Genomic DNA, 18,004 nt, shown 5'->3' with positions numbered 1-18,004 from the left:
CGGGTAGGGCTGGTCCCGCTCGGGGTTAACGCCGCCTAACCCGTCCGGCTACGCTGGCCGCATGGTGAATCTGACGCGCATCTACACCCGCACCGGCGACGACGGCACTACCGCGCTCGGCGACATGAGCCGGACCACCAAGACCGATCCCCGCCTGGTCGCGTACGCCGACACCAACGAGGCGAACGCGGCGATCGGCGTGGCCGTCGCCGCCGGATCGCTGCCCGAGGACATCGTCACGGTGCTCGTCCGGATCCAGAACGACCTGTTCGACGTCGGCGCGGACCTGTCCACGCCGGTGGTCGAGGACCCGAAGTACCCGCCGCTGCGGGTGCTGCCGTCGTACGTCGACCGGCTGGAGGGGGACTGCGACCACTACCTGGAGCAGTTGGAGAAGCTGCGCAGCTTCATCCTGCCCGGCGGTACGCCCGGCGCGGCCTACCTGCACCTGGCCTGCACGGTGGTGCGGCGGGCCGAGCGGGCCACCTGGGCGGCGATCGCGGAGTACGGGGACAGCGTCAACCCGCTGACCGCGAAGTACCTCAACCGGCTCTCCGACCTGCTGTTCATCCTGGCCCGGGCGGCCAACAAGGAGCGCGGCGACGTGCTCTGGGTGCCGGGCGAGAACCGCTAGCGGTCCCTCAGAACCGCCGGCAAGCCCCTCAGAGCCGCTTCTCCGGGACGCCGGCGACGGGCTGCTCGGCGATCGGGTCGTCCGCGTCCTGCTCGCCGGCCGGCGGCTGCTTCGGCCAGAGCGTGTAGCTGACGGCGATGACCACGTTGACCACGGCGGCGATGCCCAGCTTGAGGTACCACTGGAGGAAGGTGCCGAAGTGCGCGGAGCCTCCCGACAGCGGCACCAGCAGGGTGATCAGGCTCAGTGTGATCGCGGCCGAGACCACCGTGCGGCGGCAGATCTGCCACTCGTACCGGGACCGCGCCAGGCCGTACTTCGGTGAGCGCGGCGGCTTGGGGCCGCCGGCGAAGCGGTACATGAAGTGCCGGTCGGCCCAGCGGACCAGGGAGGGCCCGTACCCGATCGAGAAGCCCGCGTAGCTCGCCGCGAGGGCGTGCGTCCAGCTCGCGGCGGCGCCGCCGCGCAGGTCGAGCACGGTGAGCACGTACAGGGTGAGGTCCACCACCGGCAGGCCGACCAGCAGGGCGGTGCTGGTGCGGCGCCACCGGAGCAGGTAGCGGGCGGTGAGACCGAGGCCGAGCAGGATCCAGAAGGAGATCTCGGCCGCGACGATGAGGGTGACGATCACGTTGTGCTCCCGGGCGGTCGGCGGTGCCTCCAGCCTGGCGCGCGGGCGTGGCCGCGTCGTCGTCGCCGGGTGCCGTCCCGGCCTGCACCTTTCGATGTACGGCGGCTCCTCCGGGGACCGGAGCCGGGCGGCGCCCGGGGATGGTGAGATGGAGGTGTGCTGAGACCGACCCTCACCCCGCGCCAGGAGGACCGGGGGATCGCCCTGCTCGGTCTGCTCGGCGGAGCGCTGCTGATCGCGCTCCAGGTCTACGACAACTCCTCGCGGATCCCGCGCGCGGCGGTGGTGCCGGCGCTGCTGGTCATGGCGGTGCTGGAGCTGTTCCGCCGGACCAGGCCGGTGCTCACCGCGACGCTGGGCGGGCTCGCCTTCGGGTACAGCATCTTCACCGGCGCCCTGCTGGCGACCAGCCTGATGTACACCGACCTGCTCTACGCGGCGGTGCTCTACGGGACCCCGAGGATGTCCCGGATCCTGCACCTGACCGGCACGGGTTCGGTGCTGGTGCTGTCCACCCTGGTGCTGATCTACAGCGACGCCTCGAACGCGGTGGCGGTGGTGGTGCTCACCGTCCTGATCTACCTGGCGCCGGTCTGGACCGGGGACGTGGTCCGCAAGCACCGCGACCGGGCGGTGAGCGAGCGGCTGCGGGCCGAACAGACCGCGCTGCTCTCGGAGATGGACCGGCGTGAGGCCGTCGTCGCCGAACGCGCGAGGATGGCAAGGGAGTTGCACGACGTGGTGGCCAACCACCTGTCGGCGATCGCGATCCACGCGACCGGCGCGCAGTCCGTCGCCCGGCGCCGTCGGCTGGCCGGGGACGACCCGCTGGTGGAGGTGCTGGCGGTGATCCGGGAGAGCAGCGTCCAGGGTTTGGCCGAAATGCGCCGCATGATCGGACTGTTGCGCGACAGCGGCGGGGGAGAGGCGGACGAGTCGTACGCGGCGCCCGACCTGGCCGCCGTGGACGCCCTGCTGGCCAAGGCCCGGGCGGCCGGCCAGGACGTCGGGCTGGACTTCGAACTCGCCGAGCGGGGCGAGCGCGGGGAGGTCCCGGTGCCGGTCCGGCTGGCCGCGTACCGGATCGTCCAGGAGTCGCTGACCAACGCGCTCAAGCACGCCGGGCCCGGACTGGTCAGCGTGCGGATGGAGTTCGGCCCCGAGGAACTGCGGATCGCCGTCGACAGCCCGTACCGGCACGGACCGGGCCGCGAACTGCCCGGCGCCCGGGCCGGGCTGGTCGGCATGGCGGAGCGGGCCGGGCTGCTCGGCGGCAGCTTCGAGGCGGGGCCGCGGAACGACTACTGGAGCGTGCGCGCGGTACTGCCGCGCGGGCGGGAGAGCGGGGCAGGGGCATGACGATCCGGGTGCTGGTGGCCGAGGACCAGGCGGCGGTACGGGCGGCGCTGGTGATGATCCTGCGGGCCGAGCCGGACATCGAGGTGGTCGGGCAGGCCGCCGACGGCGAGGAGGCCGTCCGGCTGGCACTGGAGCTGCGGCCCGACGTGGTGCTGATGGACGTGCAGATGCCCCGGCTGGACGGCGTCTCGGCGACCCGGCAGGTGGTCGCCGCCGGGGCCGGCCAGGTGCTCGTGCTGACCACCTTCGACCTGGACGAGTACGTCTACGGCGCGCTGCGGGCCGGCGCGGCCGGGTTCCTGCTCAAGGACCTGGAGGCGGACACCCTGGTCGAGGGCGTCCGGACGGTGGCGCGCGGGGACGGCATGCTGGCGCCCTCGGTGACCAGGCGGCTGATCGGCGCCTTCGCCCGGCCGGACCGGGCGGTCGGGCCGGAAGCCAGGGAGGCGGTGGCCGGACTGACCCCGCGTGAGCGGGAGGTGCTGGCCTGCATCGGGGCCGGGCTGTCCAACGGGGAGATCGCGGCCCGGCTGGAGATGGCGGAGGCGACCACCAAGACGCACGTCAGCCGGATCCTGGCGAAGCTGCGGCTGCGCAACCGGGTGCAGGCGGCGATCCTGGCGCAGGACCTCGGGCTGACCGTCTGAGCGTCTGACGGTCCGGTCGGCCGGTCCGGTCAGATGGTCCGGTCGGCCGGTTCGATCGGCTGGTCACGGCGGGTCTGGGTCGCCCGACCAGGTCGGGCGCAGATCACACTCCCGATTGACACCACGGGGCCGGATTGGGCATTAGAGTCCCGGCAACGAGCGACGCGGCTCTCCGGCGGTGACCCCTGCCCTGAGCCGCCTTCAGGGCCCGCCCCAGGGCGGCGACGGCATCGGGAGACCCAGCCATGAGCAATGCGTCCAGCAAGCAGATCGCCGTGATCGGTGCCGGCCTGATGGGCGCCGGCATCGCCCAGGTGTCCGCGCAGGCCGGCCACCCGGTGGTGCTGCGGGACGTCACGGAGGAGGCCCTGCAGCGCGGTCTCGCGGGCATCCGCGCCTCCTACGCGAAGTTCGTCGCCAAGGGCCGGCTGAGCGCCGAGGACGCCGAGGCCGCGCTGGGCCGGATCACCACCACCACCGACCTGGGCGCCGTCGCCGAGGCCGACATCGTGGTCGAGGCCGTGTTCGAGCAGTTCGAGGTCAAGGAGGGCGTCTTCCGGGAGCTCGACAAGCTCGCCAAGGACGGCGCGGTGCTGGCCTCCAACACCTCCGCCATCCCGATCACCCGGATCGCCGCCGCCACCCGGCGCCCCGAGTCGGTCGTCGGCGTGCACTTCTTCTCGCCGGTGCCGCTGATGAAGCTCGTCGAGCTGGTCCGCGGCTACAAGACCAGCGACGAGACCCTGGCCGCCGCCCGCGCCTTCGCCGAGGGCGTCGGCAAGGACGTCGTGGTGGTCAACCGGGACGTGGCCGGCTTCGTCACCACCCGCCTGATCACCGCGCTGGTCGTCGAGGCCGCCAAGCTGTACGAGTCGGGCGTCGCCACCGCCGAGGACATCGACACCGCCTGCCGCCTCGGCTTCGGCCACCCGATGGGCCCGCTGGAGACCGCCGACCTGACCGGCGTGGACATCCTGCTGCACGCCGCCCGCAACATCTACGACGAGACCCAGGACGAGAAGTTCGCCGCCCCGGAGATCATGGCGCGCATGGTCACCGCCGGCGACCTCGGCCGCAAGAGCGGCCGCGGCTTCTACCCGTACGAGGGCAAGTGAGCCCCCGCCGGAACGGGTGAACGACGACGCCCGGCGACCGGGCGGGCCGTGCGGCGGAACACCGTACGGCCCGCCCGCTCGGGGGCGGGTGAGTTTCCTCACGCCAGGTGCCGCAGACGGGTGATTTGGGCGGTAATCGAGCGTAGGTGTGGAGACTGACTGCGTATATTCCCTCGGACGAGTGAAGTTGCTTCAGATCTGGCCGGAACCAGCAACCTGCGCTGCTGGTTCGCCGTCAGAAGAGGGAGACCCGGCCCAGCACGACGAGGCTGCGACCGGACCCGGGCGAGGGGCCACGGCCCGCCCGGATGGACACCCCCACCCCCCGCCCCGGCACGGCCGGGTCGGACCACCCCCGTACCGGACCGGTCAGGCGAAGGAGGAGAGCATGCGCATCACCGGCGACCACAGGGCGCTGGCCATCGAAGGCCGCCTCGACGTGCGCACCGCCGCCGATGCGCGCGCCCGGCTGCACCAGGCCGTGGACGGCGGCCTCGGCGACCTCGTGCTCGACCTCGCCCGGCTGGAGTTCTGGGACGCCACCGGCCTCGGCGTGATCATGGGCACCCACCGCAGGGCCGGCCGGATCGGCCGGCGGCTGGTGCTGCGCTCCGTCCCGGCCCAGCTCCAGCGGCTGCTGGTGGCCACCAAGCTGCACCGCATCCTGGCCGTGGACGGCGTCACCGAGGCCCACGGGATCGCCCTCTAGGGCCTGGCCGCTCCTGCCCCCGTCCGGTCCCGGCGCTCGTTCGGTCCCTGCCTTCGTTCGGTCCCCGCCCGCTCTTCGTCCGGCTCCGACCTGGCTCTGATCGGCCGTCGCCCGGGCCCTGAGCTGGCTCTGATCAGCCGTCGTCCGGCCCCCGACCGGGCCGCCCCTGCGCGGGCGGGCCCGGATGTGCAAGAGTCTGCCCGTCAGATGACGGCCGCCCCAGCCAGCTGCCCCCAGCCCGCGCGCGGCCGCGACCGAGACGTCAGCCGGCCGGCGCGGGACGCCGGCGGCCGAGCAGGATGCGGAGCAGAACGTGGCACAGCCAACCGGGGAGTTCCGGCAGGAGGCCGCCCGCACCCGAGGCGGCGAACTCGTCTCCGGCGCCCTGCTGGTCGGCGTCGGCGCCCCGGACGGCTCCGAGGTCAGGCCCTGCCCCGAGGAGTGGCGGCCCCGCCCGCGCCGGATCGAGCGCAGCGAGCCCGCCCGGGGCCCGGTCGGCGGGGTCGGCCGCGCGGTCGGCCCGCTCGCCCTCGGTGCCGGGCCCGCCGACCTGCCGCTGCTCGACCGCGAGGCCGACGTCGCCGAACTCCTCGGCCTGCTCGCCGAGGGCCGCTCGATACGCCTGGTCGGCCAGGCCGGCTCGGGCCGCAGCGCGCTGCTGTCGGCCGTCGCCGAGGCCGCCGCCGACCTCGCCCCCGGTGGCGTCGTCCAGCTCTGCGGGCACCGCCGCACCGCCGCCGACCTGCTCCAGGACCTCTTCGCGGCCACCCACCACGCCCCCGGCTACCGGCCCGACCCGGGCCAGCTGGCCGTGCACCTCGCCGAGGTCGGCGCGATCGTGGTCGTCGACGGCGCGGAGCAGTCCGGCGCCGAGCTGGAGGACCTGCTCGCCCTCGCCCCGGGCTGCGCCTTCCTGATCTCCGCCGCCCCCGGGAGCCCGGCGCCGCCACCCGGCTCCCGCTTGCAGGACCACCTGGTCGCCGGTCTCTCCCGCTCCGCCTGCCTCGCCCTCGCCGCCCGCCAGGCCGGGCGGCCGCTGGACGTCGAGGAGAAGGCCTGGGCGGTCGACCTCTGGTTCGAGTCCGAGGGACTGCCGCTGCGCTTCGTCCAGGCCGCCGCGCTGCTGCGCCAGCGGGACGTGGCGGTGGACGCGCTGGTCGCCGCCGAGGAGGACCGGATGGGGGTCTTCGGCGCGGTCGAGGAGCCCGTCCACGACCCCGATCCGGCCGTCCGTGAGAACGCGCTGCGCCGCACCGTCCCGCTGCCGTCCGTCGCCGAGACCGCCTCACCCGCCGTCCGGCTCGCGGAGGGGCTGAGCGAGCCCGCCCAGGCCGTCCTGAGGCTCGCCGTCGCGCTCGGCGGCGAGTGTCCCACCGCGCCGCACCTGCCCGCGCTGATCGACGTCGGCCAGGGCGAGAGCGCCCTCGCCGAACTCGCCGACGCCGGGCTGGCGGTGTCCATCGGCGGGCACCACCGGCTGACCGCCGGGGTGCTGGACCTGCTCGCCCCGCACTGGCCGGCCCGCGGCTGCCTGGACGGCGCAGCCCAGCACTTCGCCTGGTGGGTCGGGCACAGCTCGGTGTCGCTGGAACAGGTCGCGGCCGAGGCGGAGGTGGTGGTCGGCGTGCTGGTCGCGGACCGGGCGGCCGGCCGGCACGACGCCGTCGTGCGCCTGGCCCGGGCGGCCGCGCCCGCGCTGGCGCTGGCGCTGCGCTGGGGCGCCTGGGAGAGGGTCCTGGAGCTGGGGCTGGAGGCGGCCCGCCGGACGGGCTCCGGCACCGACCAGGCCTGGTTCCACCACGAGGCGGGCGTGCACGCGTTCTGCGTCCGGGAGCCGTCCCGGGCGATGGCCGAGCTGGAGACGGCGCTCACCCTGCGGTCCGCCGCCGGCGAGCAGCGCGGCGTCGCGGCAGCCGGCCGGATGCTGGACCTGCTGCGCGCCGACGGGCGGCAGCTGCCGCCCGCGGCGTCCCCCGGGCCGGCGCCCGTGCGGCGGCCTGTCATCCGCGCGATAGCCAAGGTGCCGTCCAGCCTGCGCTCCGGGACCAGGCGTCGGGTGATCGCCGCGTCGGCGGCCGTCCTCGCGCTCGGGGCGCTCGGGACGGCGGTGGCGATGAGCGCCACCGGTCCGGAGCAGCACCCGGGCAACGACCCGCACACCCGGCTCGACGACCCCGACGGCGGGCAGGGCGGGCCGCTCCCGTCCCCGCACGTCGGTGGCCCGACCGCCGGCGCCGGTGCCACCGGTACGGGGGCGCCGGGCACGGGGGCGCCGGGGACGGACGCGGGGGGCGGTGCGGCGGCGGGCGGGACCAGCCCGGAACCGTCGGCGAGCGGTGGCGCCTCGCACTCGCCGAGCGCGTCGAAGAAGCCGAGCCGTGGGCCGAGCGAGACCGCGGGGGCCACCGAGCAGTCGCAGCAGTCGCAGCCGCCCGCACCGGGACAGTCGCAGCCGCCGGCCCAGCAGTCCGGCCCGCCGCAGGGTGGCAGCGGCGGCGGTAGTGGTGGCGGCACCGGCGGTGGCAGCGGTGGCGGTGGCAACTCCGGGGGCACTCAGCCCGGCGGAGGCGCCAGCACGCCGCCCCCGCCGAAGCCGTCGACCACGTCGCCCTCGGCGACCGCGACCACCCAGCCGCCCGCCACGGGCCCCGCGACCGGGACGTCCAGTCCTCCGCCGACGACGCCCTCGCCGTCCGCGAGCTGACCGGTCAGAACAGCTTGAGCTTGTCGTCGTCGATGCCGCGCAGCTCGTCGTAGTCCAGCACCACGCAGCCGATGCCCCGGTCGGTGGCCAGCACGCGGGCCTGGGGCTTGATCTCCTGGGCGGCGAAGATGCCCTTGACCGGGGCCAACAGCGGGTCCCGGTTGAGGAGTTCGAGGTAGCGGGTGAGCTGCTCGACGCCGTCGATCTCGCCGCGGCGCTTGATCTCGACGGCCACCGTGGCGCCGTCCGAGTCGCGACAGAGGATGTCGACCGGGCCGATCGCGGTGGGGTACTCGCGGCGGATCAGGGACCAGCCGGCGCCGAGCACCTCCATCCGGTCCGCGAGCAGCTCCTGGAGGTGCGCCTCGACGCCGTCCTTGATCAGGCCCGGGTCCACCCCGAGTTCGTGGGAGGAGTCGTGCAGCACCTCCTCCAGCGTGATGATGAGCTTCTCGCCGGCCTTGTTCTCCACCGTCCAGACCCCGTCCGCCTCCTTGAGCGCGCACGGTGGGGACATCCAGTTGAGCGGCTTGTAGGCGCGGTCGTCGGCGTGGATGCTGACGCTGCCGTCGGCCTTGACCAGGATGAGCCTGGTGGCGGAGGGCAGATGGGCGGAGAGCCGACCGGCATAGTCGACTGAGCAGCGGGCAATTACGAGACGCACGGTCGACCACGCTAGCCCACCGGGGCCAGTTGATGCGATTCCACGACGACCGGGTGAAGAAACCGGGAACCCCGCGAACATGGAGGCTCGGCAATTCCGCTCACCGCCCGTCGCGGTCTGGCGCCCACGTCCTGGGGTCGCTACCGTACGTGACGGCACGCGTGCGGGATCGCTGTCAACGGGGACGGAGACTTCAGATGAACGATCCGACGGGATCCGGCCAATGTGGTGCACCGCCGCGTATTTCCGAAGCAATCCACAGGAATGACCGGCCCGTCCCGCCGTTGACTGCCACGCTGTTCCGAGCGCGGTCGGTGTCCGGGACGTCACGTCCCGTGGTGCCGCCGCCTTCGCAGGGTGTCAAAAACGCCCGTTCCACGGCGTTCCGGACACCACGCGCGATCCGCCCACCCTCACTGTGAGCTTGGACTACGCACGACCACCCGGGCGCCGCGCGGGTGGACCGCGAGAGGAGAATCCATGTCGCTCGACGTCTCACCGGCCCTGCTGGAAAAGGCCGAGCGGGGCGAGGTCGACGAGCGGGAATTCGTCGACTGCGTCCGCGTCTCGCTGCCGTACGCCTGGGACCTGATCAGCTCGCTGGTCGCCCAGGCGAAGGTCGACGGTACCGACTTCGCCGACAACCAGGTACCGCCGCCCAGCGAGCAGGCCCGCGGCCAGCTCCTGCGGGCCCTCGCCAGCGACGCCATCCGGGGGGCCCTGCAGCGGCACTTCGGGGTGCGGCTGGCCTTCCAGAACTGTCACCGGGTGGCGGTCTTCCTGCCGTCGGACGCCAACGAGGCACGGCACGCACGCTTCACCTCGGTCCGGGAGCAGCTGCTCAACCAGTCCGAGGAACTGCGGGACTGCTGACCCGGCAGCACCGCCGATGCCGGGCCCTAGGTCCTGTCCGGCCGACCTTGCCGGGCCCGCGACGCCGGACATCCCGCCTGGACGCACGCCCGAATCGCCCAAGTACGCCCAGTACGAGGGCGATCCGGGCGCACGCCCAGCCGGGCGCCCAACGCCGCGGGCTGATCCGCCAAGATCGACCGGATAGGACCTAGCGGCCCGGAAGGTCGTCGGGCCGCCCCCGTCCCCCGGTGCGGGGGGAGGGGCGGCGGCCCGGACCGGGCCCGGCCGCTCCACCCCCGGGCTCACCCCAGCTGCGGCAGCACCTCGGAGCCGAGCCGGGCGATGTTGTGCAGGGTCGCCTCGCGGTCGCCGCTGCCCTCCGCGAGCAGCGCGAAGCGGCGGATGCCGGTCCGCTCGGCGGTGGCCAGCAGCCGGTCGGCGCACTGTCGCGGCGTGCCCACCGCGTGCAGGTCGCAGAGGAGTTCGGTGTACTCGCGCGGGTCGCGCATCTTGCGTTCCCGGCCGTCCACGGTGCGGTGGGCGCCGAGCCCGTACTCGAACCAGCCCGGCATGGCGTTCAGCAGGGTGGCGCGGGCCGCCGAGGTGCGGTCGTCGACCTGGGCCACCCCGGCCGCGACGTGCCGTCGGTTCACCCGGCGCAGCTGCTCCTCGCCGCGCCCGGCGGCCAGCCAGGCGCTGCGGTACAGCTCCAGCATGCGCAGCTTGTCGTCGTCGCCGGAGTGCATGCCGAGCAGCATCGGCAGGCCGCGTTCGGCGGCCAGCCGCACCCCGCTCGGAGAGGTGCACGCGACCACCATCGGCGGGCCGGCCACCGGCCGCCCGGACGGGTCGAGTTCCTCACCGACGCCCTCGCCGAGGCCCTCGACGTCCTGGCGCTGGCGCGGGAAGCGCACCGGACCGGACCGCTCGCCGAGACCGAGCCAGCTGCCCAGTCCGGACCGGCGCACCGGTTCGGTGGCGCGCGGCACCACCGCCACCTCGGGGAAGGCGAACTGCGGGCCGTCCGCGCCGACCCGGGAGCCGCGCAGCCAGCGCAGCAGCAGGTCCAGCCGCTCCGGGAAGCCGTTCTCGAAGGCGTCCACGCCGCCGCCGAACACGTCCAGGTCGATCCAGGGGCCGCCGCGGCCCACCCCGAGCGTGAAGCGCCCGTCCGAGGTGAGGTGCAGCAGCGCGGCCTGCTCGCCGAGCGCCACCGGGTGGGCGGTGGAGAGCACGCTGACCGCCGTGCCGACGCCGATCCGGCGGGTGCGGCCGAGCAGCAGCGCGGCCAGCGTGGCGGCGTTGGGGCAGACCCCGTACGGGACGAAGTGGTGCTCGGCCAGCCAGACGCTGTCCAGGCCCGCGCGTTCGGCCTCGACGGCGGCCCGGACGGTGCGGTCCAGCGCCTCGCGGTGGCTCTGCCCGGGGAACTGCGCGGACAGCAGGAACGCGCCGACCCGCACCGGCGCGGTGTCCGGCGGGAGCGCGCCCGCCCGCTGCGGCACGGGCAGCGGCTCGCCCGCCGCGGCCGTGACCGGGAGGGGCGAGGTCAGCACCGGCCCGGGGGCGGGCGGCCGGACTCCGACGGGCCGACGGGTCTCGGCACGGGCGCTGGTCTTGGTCATGGTGGGGCCTCCTCGGGTGCGCGCAGGGTCTGCGGGCCCCGCCTGTTCCCCTTGTGGGTATCCGATGTCATGTGCCAATGGCACGCGGAAACCCGGATTTCGTCGAAGATCGGGTGGATCTCGGCAAAAACGCGGGAGCGTCGGACGATGCCGTGATAGTGGCCTGCCGGAGGGGCGGCCGGCCGTAGGCTGGAACGACCCGAAATCCCGGAAGAGAGGTAGTCCGACGTGTCGCCGCGCCGCAACCGGATCAAGAGCGCCGACCCGGGCGGGAGCGCCGAGCAGGCCTCCCCGCTCGGCGGATCGCTGCGCCGCACCGAGAGCCACCAGGGCGACGACTGGGTGGTCCAGACGGTCGCCGGGACGGCCGGGCGGCACTACCGGTGCCCGGGCTGCGACCAGGAGATCCCGCCCGGGATGGGCCACGTGGTGGCCTGGCCGATGCACGGCGCGGGCGTGGACGACCGGCGGCACTGGCACCGCGCCTGCTGGGGCGCGCGGGAGCGCCGGGCCTCCAACGTCCTGCGGGGCCGCGGCGCTCCGCGGTACTGAGCCGGTCAGGCGTCCCGGTTCTTGAGCACCAGCGCGCCGCCGAGCAGGGCGGCGAGCGTCCAGGCCAGGCAGATCACGAAGCCCGCCCACGGCCCGTACGGCTGGCCGTGCTGCTCGTACACCAGCAGCATCCGCGACCCCGCGTAGTCCGGGAAGTAGTGGGCCAGGGTCTTGACCTTCGGCACCGCCGAGAGGATCGGCGAGAGCAGGAAGAAGAACGGGACCAGTACGCCCAGTGCCAGCGTCTGGCTGTGCAGCATCGTGGTGACGCCGGCCGAGAACAGGCAGAGCATCGTCAGGTACAGCGCGGCGCCGAACACCGCGCGCAGCACGTGCGGTTGGTCGAGGCTGGTGGAGTGCGAGCCGAGCAGCGCCTGGCCGGTGAAGAAGGTGACGAAGGCCGTCACCACCGAGACCGCCAGGGCCATCGTGCCGAGCACCACCGCCTTGCCGGTGAGCAGGGTGCCGCGCTGCGGGACGGCGGCCAGGGTGACCCGGATCATGCCGGTGCTGTACTCGTTGCCGATGGCCAGCACGCCGAACACGATGATGGCGAGCTCGCCGAGCATGATGCCGGAGAAGGCCGTGCCGGTGGCGTCGAAGACGGACTGGTCGCCCCGCCGGAACTCGCCGAAGTTGCTGTTGGTGAGCAGGGACAGCAGCGCGCCGATGCCGACGGTGACGACGAAGGTCAGCGCGAGCGTCCAGATCGTCGAGCGGACGCTGCGGATCTTCGTCCACTCGGAGCGCAGGATCGCCGGGAAGGACGTCATCTCAGTTCTCCTCCTGCCGGGCCGCCGCGGTCCGCGGGGCGCCGTCCGCCTTCCAGCCGGCGCCCCAGACGCCGGGTGCGCCGGCCGCGTCCCGGCCCGGGCCGTCGCCCGCGTGGTACTCCACCGAGTCGGCCGTCATCTGCATGAACGCCTCCTCCAACGAGGCCTGTTGCGGGCTGAGTTCGTGCAGGACGACGCCGTGGGCCGAGGCCAGGTCGCCGAGCCGGGCGAGATCGCCGTCGACCACCTCGTAGGAGCCGCCGGGCCCGGGTTCGGACCGGAGACCGGCGCCGGACAGGGCGTCGAGCAGGCGCTCGGGGTGCGGGGTGCGAAGCCGGACGGCGGAGCGGGAGTTGCGCCGGATGAACTCCGGCATCGGCAGGTCGGCGAGCAGCCGGCCCTTGCCGATGACCACCAGGTGGTCGGCGGTGACGGCCATCTCGCTCATCAGGTGGGAGGAGACGAAGACGGTCCGGCCCTCGGTGGCGAGCCGCTTCATCAGGTTGCGGATCCAGAGGATGCCCTCCGGGTCCAGTCCGTTGACCGGCTCGTCGAACATGACGATCTCCGGGTCGCCGAGCAGTGCGGAGGCGATGCCCAGGCGCTGGCCCATGCCGAGCGAGAAGCCGCGGGCCCGCTTGCGGGCGACCGGGGCGAGGCCCACCAGGTTGAGCACCTCGTCCACCCGGCGGGTCGGGATGCGGTTGCTCTGGGCGAGCCAGAGCAGGTGGTCGCGGGCGGTGCGGCCGGGGTGGACGGCCTTGGCCTCCAGCAGCGCGCCGATGTACTTGAGCGGTTCGCTGAGCTGCCCGTAGCGCTTGCCGTCGATGGTGACCCGGCCGCTGGTGGGGCGGTCGAGGTCGAGGATCATGCGCATCGTGGTGGACTTGCCCGCGCCGTTGGGGCCGAGGAAGCCGGTGACCACGCCCTGGGGGACCTGGAAGCTGAGCCGGTCCACCGCGAGGGTCCTGCCGTAACGTTTTGTCAGGTCGTGCAACTCGATCATTCGCGCTCCCTTACTTTTGGTAAGGCTAGGACAAAGCGGATATCGCGGCCCGCTGAGTGGGCCCGCCGGGCGTGCCGGAATACGGTGGGCCCATGACCCAGCCCCCCTCCGCAGTGTCGGTCCGCGAGAGCGGCACCGGAACACCCCTCGTGCTGCTGCACGCCTTTCCGTTGAACGCCTCGATGTGGTCCGCCCAACTGGACGCGCTGCCCGGTCTGACCGGCGACGAGGCCCGGGTGCTCGCCCCGGACCAGCGCGGCTTCGGCGGCACCGAGCTGGGGGCCGACGAACCCTCGCTGGACCTGGTCGCCGACGACCTCGCCCTGCTGCTGGACGCGGCCGGGATCGAGCGCGCGGTGGTCGGCGGGCTCTCCATGGGCGGCTACGTGGCGCTGGCCTTCGCCCGCCGCCACCCGGACCGGTTGGCCGGACTGCTGCTGGCCAGCACCCGTGCCACGGCCGACACCGACGCCGTCCGGGCCAACCGGGAGCGGATCGCGGCCGCCGTCACCGCCCGGGGCAGCGTCCAGCTACTGCTCGACGAGGAGGTCGCCGCCGGGCAGCTCGGGCCGGACTCGCTGCACCTGGTGGAGCGGGTGCGGTCGCTGGTCGCGGCCGCGTCGCCGGCCGCCGTCGCCTGGGCCCAGCGGGCCATGGCGGCCCGGCCGGACGCGCTGGACGTGCTGGCCGGGCTGCGGGTGCCCACCGCCGTCGTCGCGGGCGCGCAGGACGGCCTGGTGGCGCCGGAGGAGGCCGAACCGATGCTCCGGGCCCGGCCGGACGCCGAACTGACCGTCATTCCCGGGGCGGGCCATCTGAGCGCCCTGGAGGCACCGGAGGCGTTCAACACCGCCGTCCGCGACCTGCTGGCCCGGGTGACGGCGGGATGAGGGAGGAAGCGACCGGCTGGGACTTCTCGGCGCTGGAGGTGACCGGCCGGATGCCCGTGACCAACCGCGGCGAGGGCCTGGTCGAACTGACCCTGGAACCGCTCGGCGAGGACTACTGGCTGCGCCCCGGCGAGACCTTCATCGTCACCTCGTACGGCGACCACGGTTCCGGCCACCCGTTCGAGGTGCAGTACTGGCCGGACTCGGTGTCGGTCTGGTGCACCTCGTGGTTCGGCACCGTCTCCGACGACGAGGGCAACCAGCTCAGCAGCGGGCACCAGCGGCCCGACGGGGCCTACCCCAGGTGACGCCCGCTCACCCAGGTCACCCGAGATGATGACGGTGGAAAGACGGCAGGCCCTCACCCGGGTGGGTGAGGGCCTGCCTGCTGTTCCGCACGTGCCGTCCGTTCCGCACGTACCACCGGGCGCCGGCGCCCGGCGGCGGCGTCAGCGCGACTGCTGGGCGGGCACGCCCATGGTGTCGTCGCCCGGCAGCGAGGCGGCGGCCACGGCCGCGCCGGTCAGCGTCGCCAGCATCTCGCGGACGTTGGTCAGCTGGGCGTTGATGCTGTCGCGGCGGTTGGTGAGCGCCGCCAGCTCGCGCTCGGACTCGCTGCGGATCCGGTCGGCCTTGGCGTTGGCGTCCGCCACGATGTCCTCGGACTGGCGCTGCGCCGTCTCGACGGTCTGACGGGCGCGGCGCTCGGCGTCGGTGCGCAGCTTCTCGGCCTCCAGGCGCAGCTGCTCGGCCCGGTGCTCGATCTCGGCCAGGCGCTTCTCGGCCTTGGCCTGACGGGCGGCCAGGTCACGCTCGGACTGCTCGCGGCGCTTGGCCAGGTTGGTCTCGAACTCCAGCGCGGCCTGGGCGGCCTTGGTGCGGGTCTCCTCGAAGAGGGCGTCCGCCTCCTCGCGCTTGTTCTGGGCGTCCTTGTTGGCCTCGGCGCGCAGCTGGGCGCTGTCGCTCTTGGCCTTGTCGACGATCCGCAGACCCTCGTCCTCCGCCTTGGCCTTGCGGTCCTTGGCGTAGTTCTCGGCCTCGGTGCGGACCTGCTGGGCAGCGGCCTCGGCGAGCTCGCGGTGCTGCTCGGAGGCGCGGTGCGCCTCGTCGCGCAGGTCCTTGGCCTCCTCCTCGGCCAGTCGCAGGATCTTCTCGACCCGGGCGCCGAGACCGGCGTACGAGGGCTCCGCCTCGGTGACCGCCGCCTGCGCGGTCTGGGTCTCCAGGTGGAGTTCCTCGATGCGCTTCTCGAGCGCGCTGATCCGGGTCAGGGCACTGTCACGGTCGGCCACCAGCTTGGTGATCCGCTCGTCGACCTGGGCGCGCTCGTACCCACGGCGCACCAGGTCGAAGCCGTGAGGGGAGTGACTGTCGCTCATGGGGTTCTGGGCTTCCTGTCGTCAAACCGCTGAGGTGGTTGAGGGAATCCTGACACGGTACCGGAGTGTCGACGGCGAGATGCCGTCGTCCCGCGGACAATGTCCGCTCAATCGGGTGGTGCGTTCTTGGAACGATTGCCGCCCGACCGGGGGGAACCAATTCCGGCACCCGCCTTGGCACCCCCGTCCTTCTTGGTGCTGCTTCCCCCGTTGGTCTGGGCGACCGGTGCCGGTGCCTCGAACGCCTCCAGCGCGGACAGCACGTCCTGCACCCTGGAGATCTCGGTGTTGATGTCCTTGCGTCGCCGCACCAGTTCGTCCAGCTCGCGCCGGCCCTCGTCGGTGACCCGCTTCGCCTCGGCCTGCGCTTCGGCGAGCAGCCGTTCGGCCTCCGCCTTGGCCAGTTCGACCTGCTCGTCCGCGCTGCGGTCGGCGTCCCGCAGCCGCTTCTCCGCCTCGGTGGCGGCGTTCTCCAGCCGCTCCTCGGCCTCGGCCTCGGCCGACTGGAGCTTGGCCTCGGCCTTGACGATGAGCGCCTCGGCGCGGCTGGTGGAGTCGGCGAGCTTGGTCTCCGCCTCCTTCAGCAGCCCCTCGGCCTTGCGGACGGCCGAGATCCGGACCTTGCTGGCCTCCGCGGACGCCTCCGAGGTGAGCTCGCCCGCGCGGTCCTCGGCGGCCGCGACCAGCGCCGCCGCCCGGTCCTCGGCCTCGGCGACGGTGGCCACCGCCTGCTCCTCGGCCTCGGTCAGCTGCTCCTGAGCGGCCGTCACCAGGGCGTCGACCCGCTCGCCGGCCGACTTCATGGCCGCCGCGTTCTCCTTGCGGGCGCGCTCGTGCAGCGCCTCCACCTCGGCGTCGGTGCGCTCGCGCAACTCCTCGGCGCGCTCGCGGATCGCGGTGGAGTCCCGGCGGGCCTCGGCGAGCAGCGTGTCGGCGTCGGACCGGCCCTTCTCCACCGCGGCCTGGCCGGCCGCCTCGCCGGCGGCGACCAGCCGGTCGGCCTCCTTGCGGGCGGCGGCGACCATCGCATCCGCCTGTTCCTCGGCGGCGGCGGTGGTGGCCAGTGCGGTGGTCTGGGCGTCCTCGCCGAGCGACTCGGCGTCCGCGAAGGCCTTCTCCAGGACGGAGTTGGCCTGCTCGCGGGTGGCCTTGTCGAACTGCTCGGCGGCCTCCCGGGTCTCCGCGTCGTACGCGTCGGCGCGGCCGTGGGCGGCGGCGTCGTACTCGTCGGCGAGGGTCCGGGTGGCGAGCGCGTACTCCTCGGCCTCGGCGCGCAGGGCGGCGGCCAGCTCCTCGGCGTCGGCGACCAGACCGGCCGAGCGCTCGTCGGCGGCGGCCATCGTCCGGACGGCCTGGGCCTCGGCGTCCGCGCGCAACTGCCCGGCGGCCTCCCGGGCCGCGTGCAGTACGGCGTCGGCCTCCGCCCGCAGGTGCTCGTCGTAGGCCTGGGCCTCGGCGCGCTGACGGCCCAACTCGGCCTCGTGGGCCTCGCGTTCGGCGGCCAGCTCGCGTTCGGTCAGCTCGCGCAGGGCGGTGGTCTCGGCGTCGGTACGGGCGCGCAGTTCGGCGGTCTCGTGGTCGGCGAGGGCCCGCTGCTCGGTGGTCTCGGCGTCGGCGAGTTCGCGCAGGGCGGTGGTCTCGGCGTCGGCGAGGGCCCGCTGCTCGGCGGTCTCGCGCTCGGCCAGCTCGCGCAGTTCGGCGGCGGCCTGCTCGGCCCGGTCGCGGACCTTGGCGGCCTCCCGTTTGGCGGCGGCCTTCCGCTCGGCGATCTGCTCGGCGGCGGCCTCGTGCATGCCGGCCACCGACTGGCGGACCTCGGCGGCCTCCTCCTCGGCGGCCTCGACCAGGGCGGCGCCCTCGACGCGGGCGGCGGCGACCAGCTCCTCGCCGTCGACCCGGGCCTGCTCCAGGACGGCGGTGGCCTCGGCCCGGATGCTGTCGGCGGTGGCGCGGGCCTCGGACAGCTCGCGGCCGGCCTCGGCGCGGACCGTCTCGGCCTGCTCGGCGGCGAACGCCAGCTCGGCGGCGGCCTTCTCCCGGACGGCCTTGGCGTCCCGGGCGGCCTCGGCCTGGCGCTGCTCGGCGGCGCTCCGGGCGCCCTCCAGCAGTTCCTCGGCTTCGGCACGCTGGGCGGCGACGTGCTGTTCGGTCGCCTCGCGCTGTTCGGTGGTCTCGGCGGTGGTGCGTTCGGTGAGTTCGGTGGCGGCCTGTTCGGCCTTGGCCCGGACGTCGGCGGCGTACGCCTCGGCGGCGGTGCGCTGCTCGGTGGTCTCGCGTTCGGCGAGTTCGCGCAGTTCGGCGCTCTCCCGCTCGGCCAGCTCGCGCAGTTCGGTGGTCTCGCGTTCGGCGAGTTCGCGCAGCTCGGCGACGTGCTGTTCGGTCGCCTCGCGCTGTTCGGTGGTCTCGGCGGTGGTGCGTTCGGTGAGTTCGGTGGCGGCCTGTTCGGCCTTGGCCCGGTACG

At 74.1% G+C, this 18,004-nt stretch carries 16 protein-coding genes and 1 pseudogene; 10 read left to right on the top strand and 7 right to left on the bottom strand.

Going from position 1 to position 18,004, the window contains the following annotated elements; translation table 11 throughout:
• Positions 1–61: 61 nt before the first annotated feature.
• The gene (locus ACIO9K_RS18940; protein WP_363582002.1) at positions 62–634 is read left to right on the top strand and encodes a cob(I)yrinic acid a,c-diamide adenosyltransferase; all 573 of its coding nucleotides are present in this window, start codon (positions 62–64) and stop codon (positions 632–634) included.
• A gap of 28 nt (positions 635–662) precedes the next feature.
• Here the strand turns inward: ACIO9K_RS18940 and ACIO9K_RS18935 are convergent, their stop codons facing one another.
• The gene (locus tag ACIO9K_RS18935) at positions 663–1,265 is read right to left on the bottom strand and encodes a hypothetical protein (protein WP_363619300.1); all 603 of its coding nucleotides are present in this window, start codon (positions 1,263–1,265) and stop codon (positions 663–665) included.
• 156 nt (positions 1,266–1,421) lie between these two features.
• On the opposite strand from ACIO9K_RS18935, the gene ACIO9K_RS18930 reads away from it, so the two are divergent.
• The 5 genes from ACIO9K_RS18930 (at position 1,422) to ACIO9K_RS18910 (ending at position 7,799) form a co-directional block, all read left to right on the top strand.
• Entirely contained in the window at positions 1,422–2,624 is a 1,203-nt protein-coding gene (locus ACIO9K_RS18930; RefSeq protein ID WP_363619299.1) for a histidine kinase, read from the top strand.
• Positions 2,621–3,271: a response regulator transcription factor gene (locus tag ACIO9K_RS18925; protein WP_350879592.1), complete on the top strand. Its 651-nt coding sequence runs from the start codon at positions 2,621–2,623 to the stop codon at positions 3,269–3,271. Before ACIO9K_RS18930 ends, ACIO9K_RS18925 begins: the two co-directional genes overlap by 4 nt.
• Before the next feature lie 245 nt (positions 3,272–3,516).
• The gene (locus tag ACIO9K_RS18920) at positions 3,517–4,386 is read left to right on the top strand and encodes a 3-hydroxyacyl-CoA dehydrogenase family protein (RefSeq protein ID WP_350879591.1); all 870 of its coding nucleotides are present in this window, start codon (positions 3,517–3,519) and stop codon (positions 4,384–4,386) included.
• Positions 4,387–4,774: 388 nt separating this feature from the next.
• The gene (locus ACIO9K_RS18915) at positions 4,775–5,095 is read left to right on the top strand and encodes an STAS domain-containing protein (protein WP_363582008.1); all 321 of its coding nucleotides are present in this window, start codon (positions 4,775–4,777) and stop codon (positions 5,093–5,095) included.
• A gap of 313 nt (positions 5,096–5,408) precedes the next feature.
• Positions 5,409–7,799 (top strand): ATP-binding protein, encoded by a 2,391-nt coding sequence (locus ACIO9K_RS18910; RefSeq protein WP_363619298.1) that lies wholly within the window; start codon positions 5,409–5,411, stop codon positions 7,797–7,799.
• 4 nt (positions 7,800–7,803) lie between these two features.
• Here ACIO9K_RS18910 and nucS read toward each other — a convergent pair whose 3' ends face one another.
• Positions 7,804–8,463 carry an endonuclease NucS gene (gene nucS, locus ACIO9K_RS18905; protein ID WP_280676005.1) on the bottom strand — a complete coding sequence of 220 codons (660 nt, stop codon included), beginning with the start codon at positions 8,461–8,463 and terminating at the stop codon, positions 7,804–7,806.
• A 480-nt stretch (positions 8,464–8,943) separates the two neighbouring features.
• On the opposite strand from nucS, the gene ACIO9K_RS18900 reads away from it, so the two are divergent.
• Positions 8,944–9,336, top strand: coding sequence for an SCO5389 family protein (locus tag ACIO9K_RS18900; RefSeq protein WP_063347790.1), 393 nt, complete (start codon positions 8,944–8,946; stop codon positions 9,334–9,336).
• Positions 9,337–9,620: 284 nt separating this feature from the next.
• Here ACIO9K_RS18900 and ACIO9K_RS18895 read toward each other — a convergent pair whose 3' ends face one another.
• Positions 9,621–10,781 carry an LLM class flavin-dependent oxidoreductase gene (locus tag ACIO9K_RS18895; protein WP_363619375.1) on the bottom strand — a complete coding sequence of 387 codons (1,161 nt, stop codon included), beginning with the start codon at positions 10,779–10,781 and terminating at the stop codon, positions 9,621–9,623.
• Between the two features lie 390 nt (positions 10,782–11,171).
• On the opposite strand from ACIO9K_RS18895, the gene ACIO9K_RS18890 reads away from it, so the two are divergent.
• Entirely contained in the window at positions 11,172–11,495 is a 324-nt protein-coding gene (locus ACIO9K_RS18890) for an ATP/GTP-binding protein (protein ID WP_363371918.1), read from the top strand.
• A 5-nt stretch (positions 11,496–11,500) separates the two neighbouring features.
• Here the strand turns inward: ACIO9K_RS18890 and ACIO9K_RS18885 are convergent, their stop codons facing one another.
• On the bottom strand, positions 11,501–12,268 hold the full coding sequence (locus tag ACIO9K_RS18885) for an ABC transporter permease subunit (protein ID WP_363619297.1): 768 nt from the start codon (positions 12,266–12,268) through the stop codon (positions 11,501–11,503).
• A gap of 1 nt (position 12,269) precedes the next feature.
• On the bottom strand, positions 12,270–13,274 hold the full coding sequence (locus ACIO9K_RS18880) for an ABC transporter ATP-binding protein (protein ID WP_400331205.1): 1,005 nt from the start codon (positions 13,272–13,274) through the stop codon (positions 12,270–12,272).
• Positions 13,275–13,366: 92 nt separating this feature from the next.
• Here ACIO9K_RS18880 and ACIO9K_RS18875 point away from each other — a divergent pair, with 92 nt between their 5' ends.
• Together ACIO9K_RS18875 and ACIO9K_RS18870 are read left to right on the top strand one after the other, a co-directional pair.
• The gene (locus ACIO9K_RS18875) at positions 13,367–14,164 is read left to right on the top strand and encodes an alpha/beta hydrolase (protein WP_363582020.1); all 798 of its coding nucleotides are present in this window, start codon (positions 13,367–13,369) and stop codon (positions 14,162–14,164) included.
• Positions 14,161–14,472, top strand: coding sequence for a hypothetical protein (locus ACIO9K_RS18870; protein ID WP_363582022.1), 312 nt, complete (start codon positions 14,161–14,163; stop codon positions 14,470–14,472). Before ACIO9K_RS18875 ends, ACIO9K_RS18870 begins: the two co-directional genes overlap by 4 nt.
• 141 nt (positions 14,473–14,613) lie before the next feature.
• Here ACIO9K_RS18870 and ACIO9K_RS18865 read toward each other — a convergent pair whose 3' ends face one another.
• Together ACIO9K_RS18865 and ACIO9K_RS18860 are read right to left on the bottom strand one after the other, a co-directional pair.
• The gene (locus ACIO9K_RS18865; RefSeq protein ID WP_063347784.1) at positions 14,614–15,543 is read right to left on the bottom strand and encodes a hypothetical protein; all 930 of its coding nucleotides are present in this window, start codon (positions 15,541–15,543) and stop codon (positions 14,614–14,616) included.
• A gap of 107 nt (positions 15,544–15,650) precedes the next feature.
• Positions 15,651–18,004 (bottom strand): annotated as a pseudogene (locus ACIO9K_RS18860) (hypothetical protein); the annotation flags it as partial.

Source organism: Kitasatospora sp. NPDC087271 (assembly GCF_044744605.1).
Taxonomy (GTDB): Bacteria; Actinomycetota; Actinomycetes; order Streptomycetales; family Streptomycetaceae; genus Kitasatospora.
The sequence above is the reverse complement of the archived record's forward strand: the minus strand, read 5'-3'. Positions and strand labels throughout refer to the sequence as shown.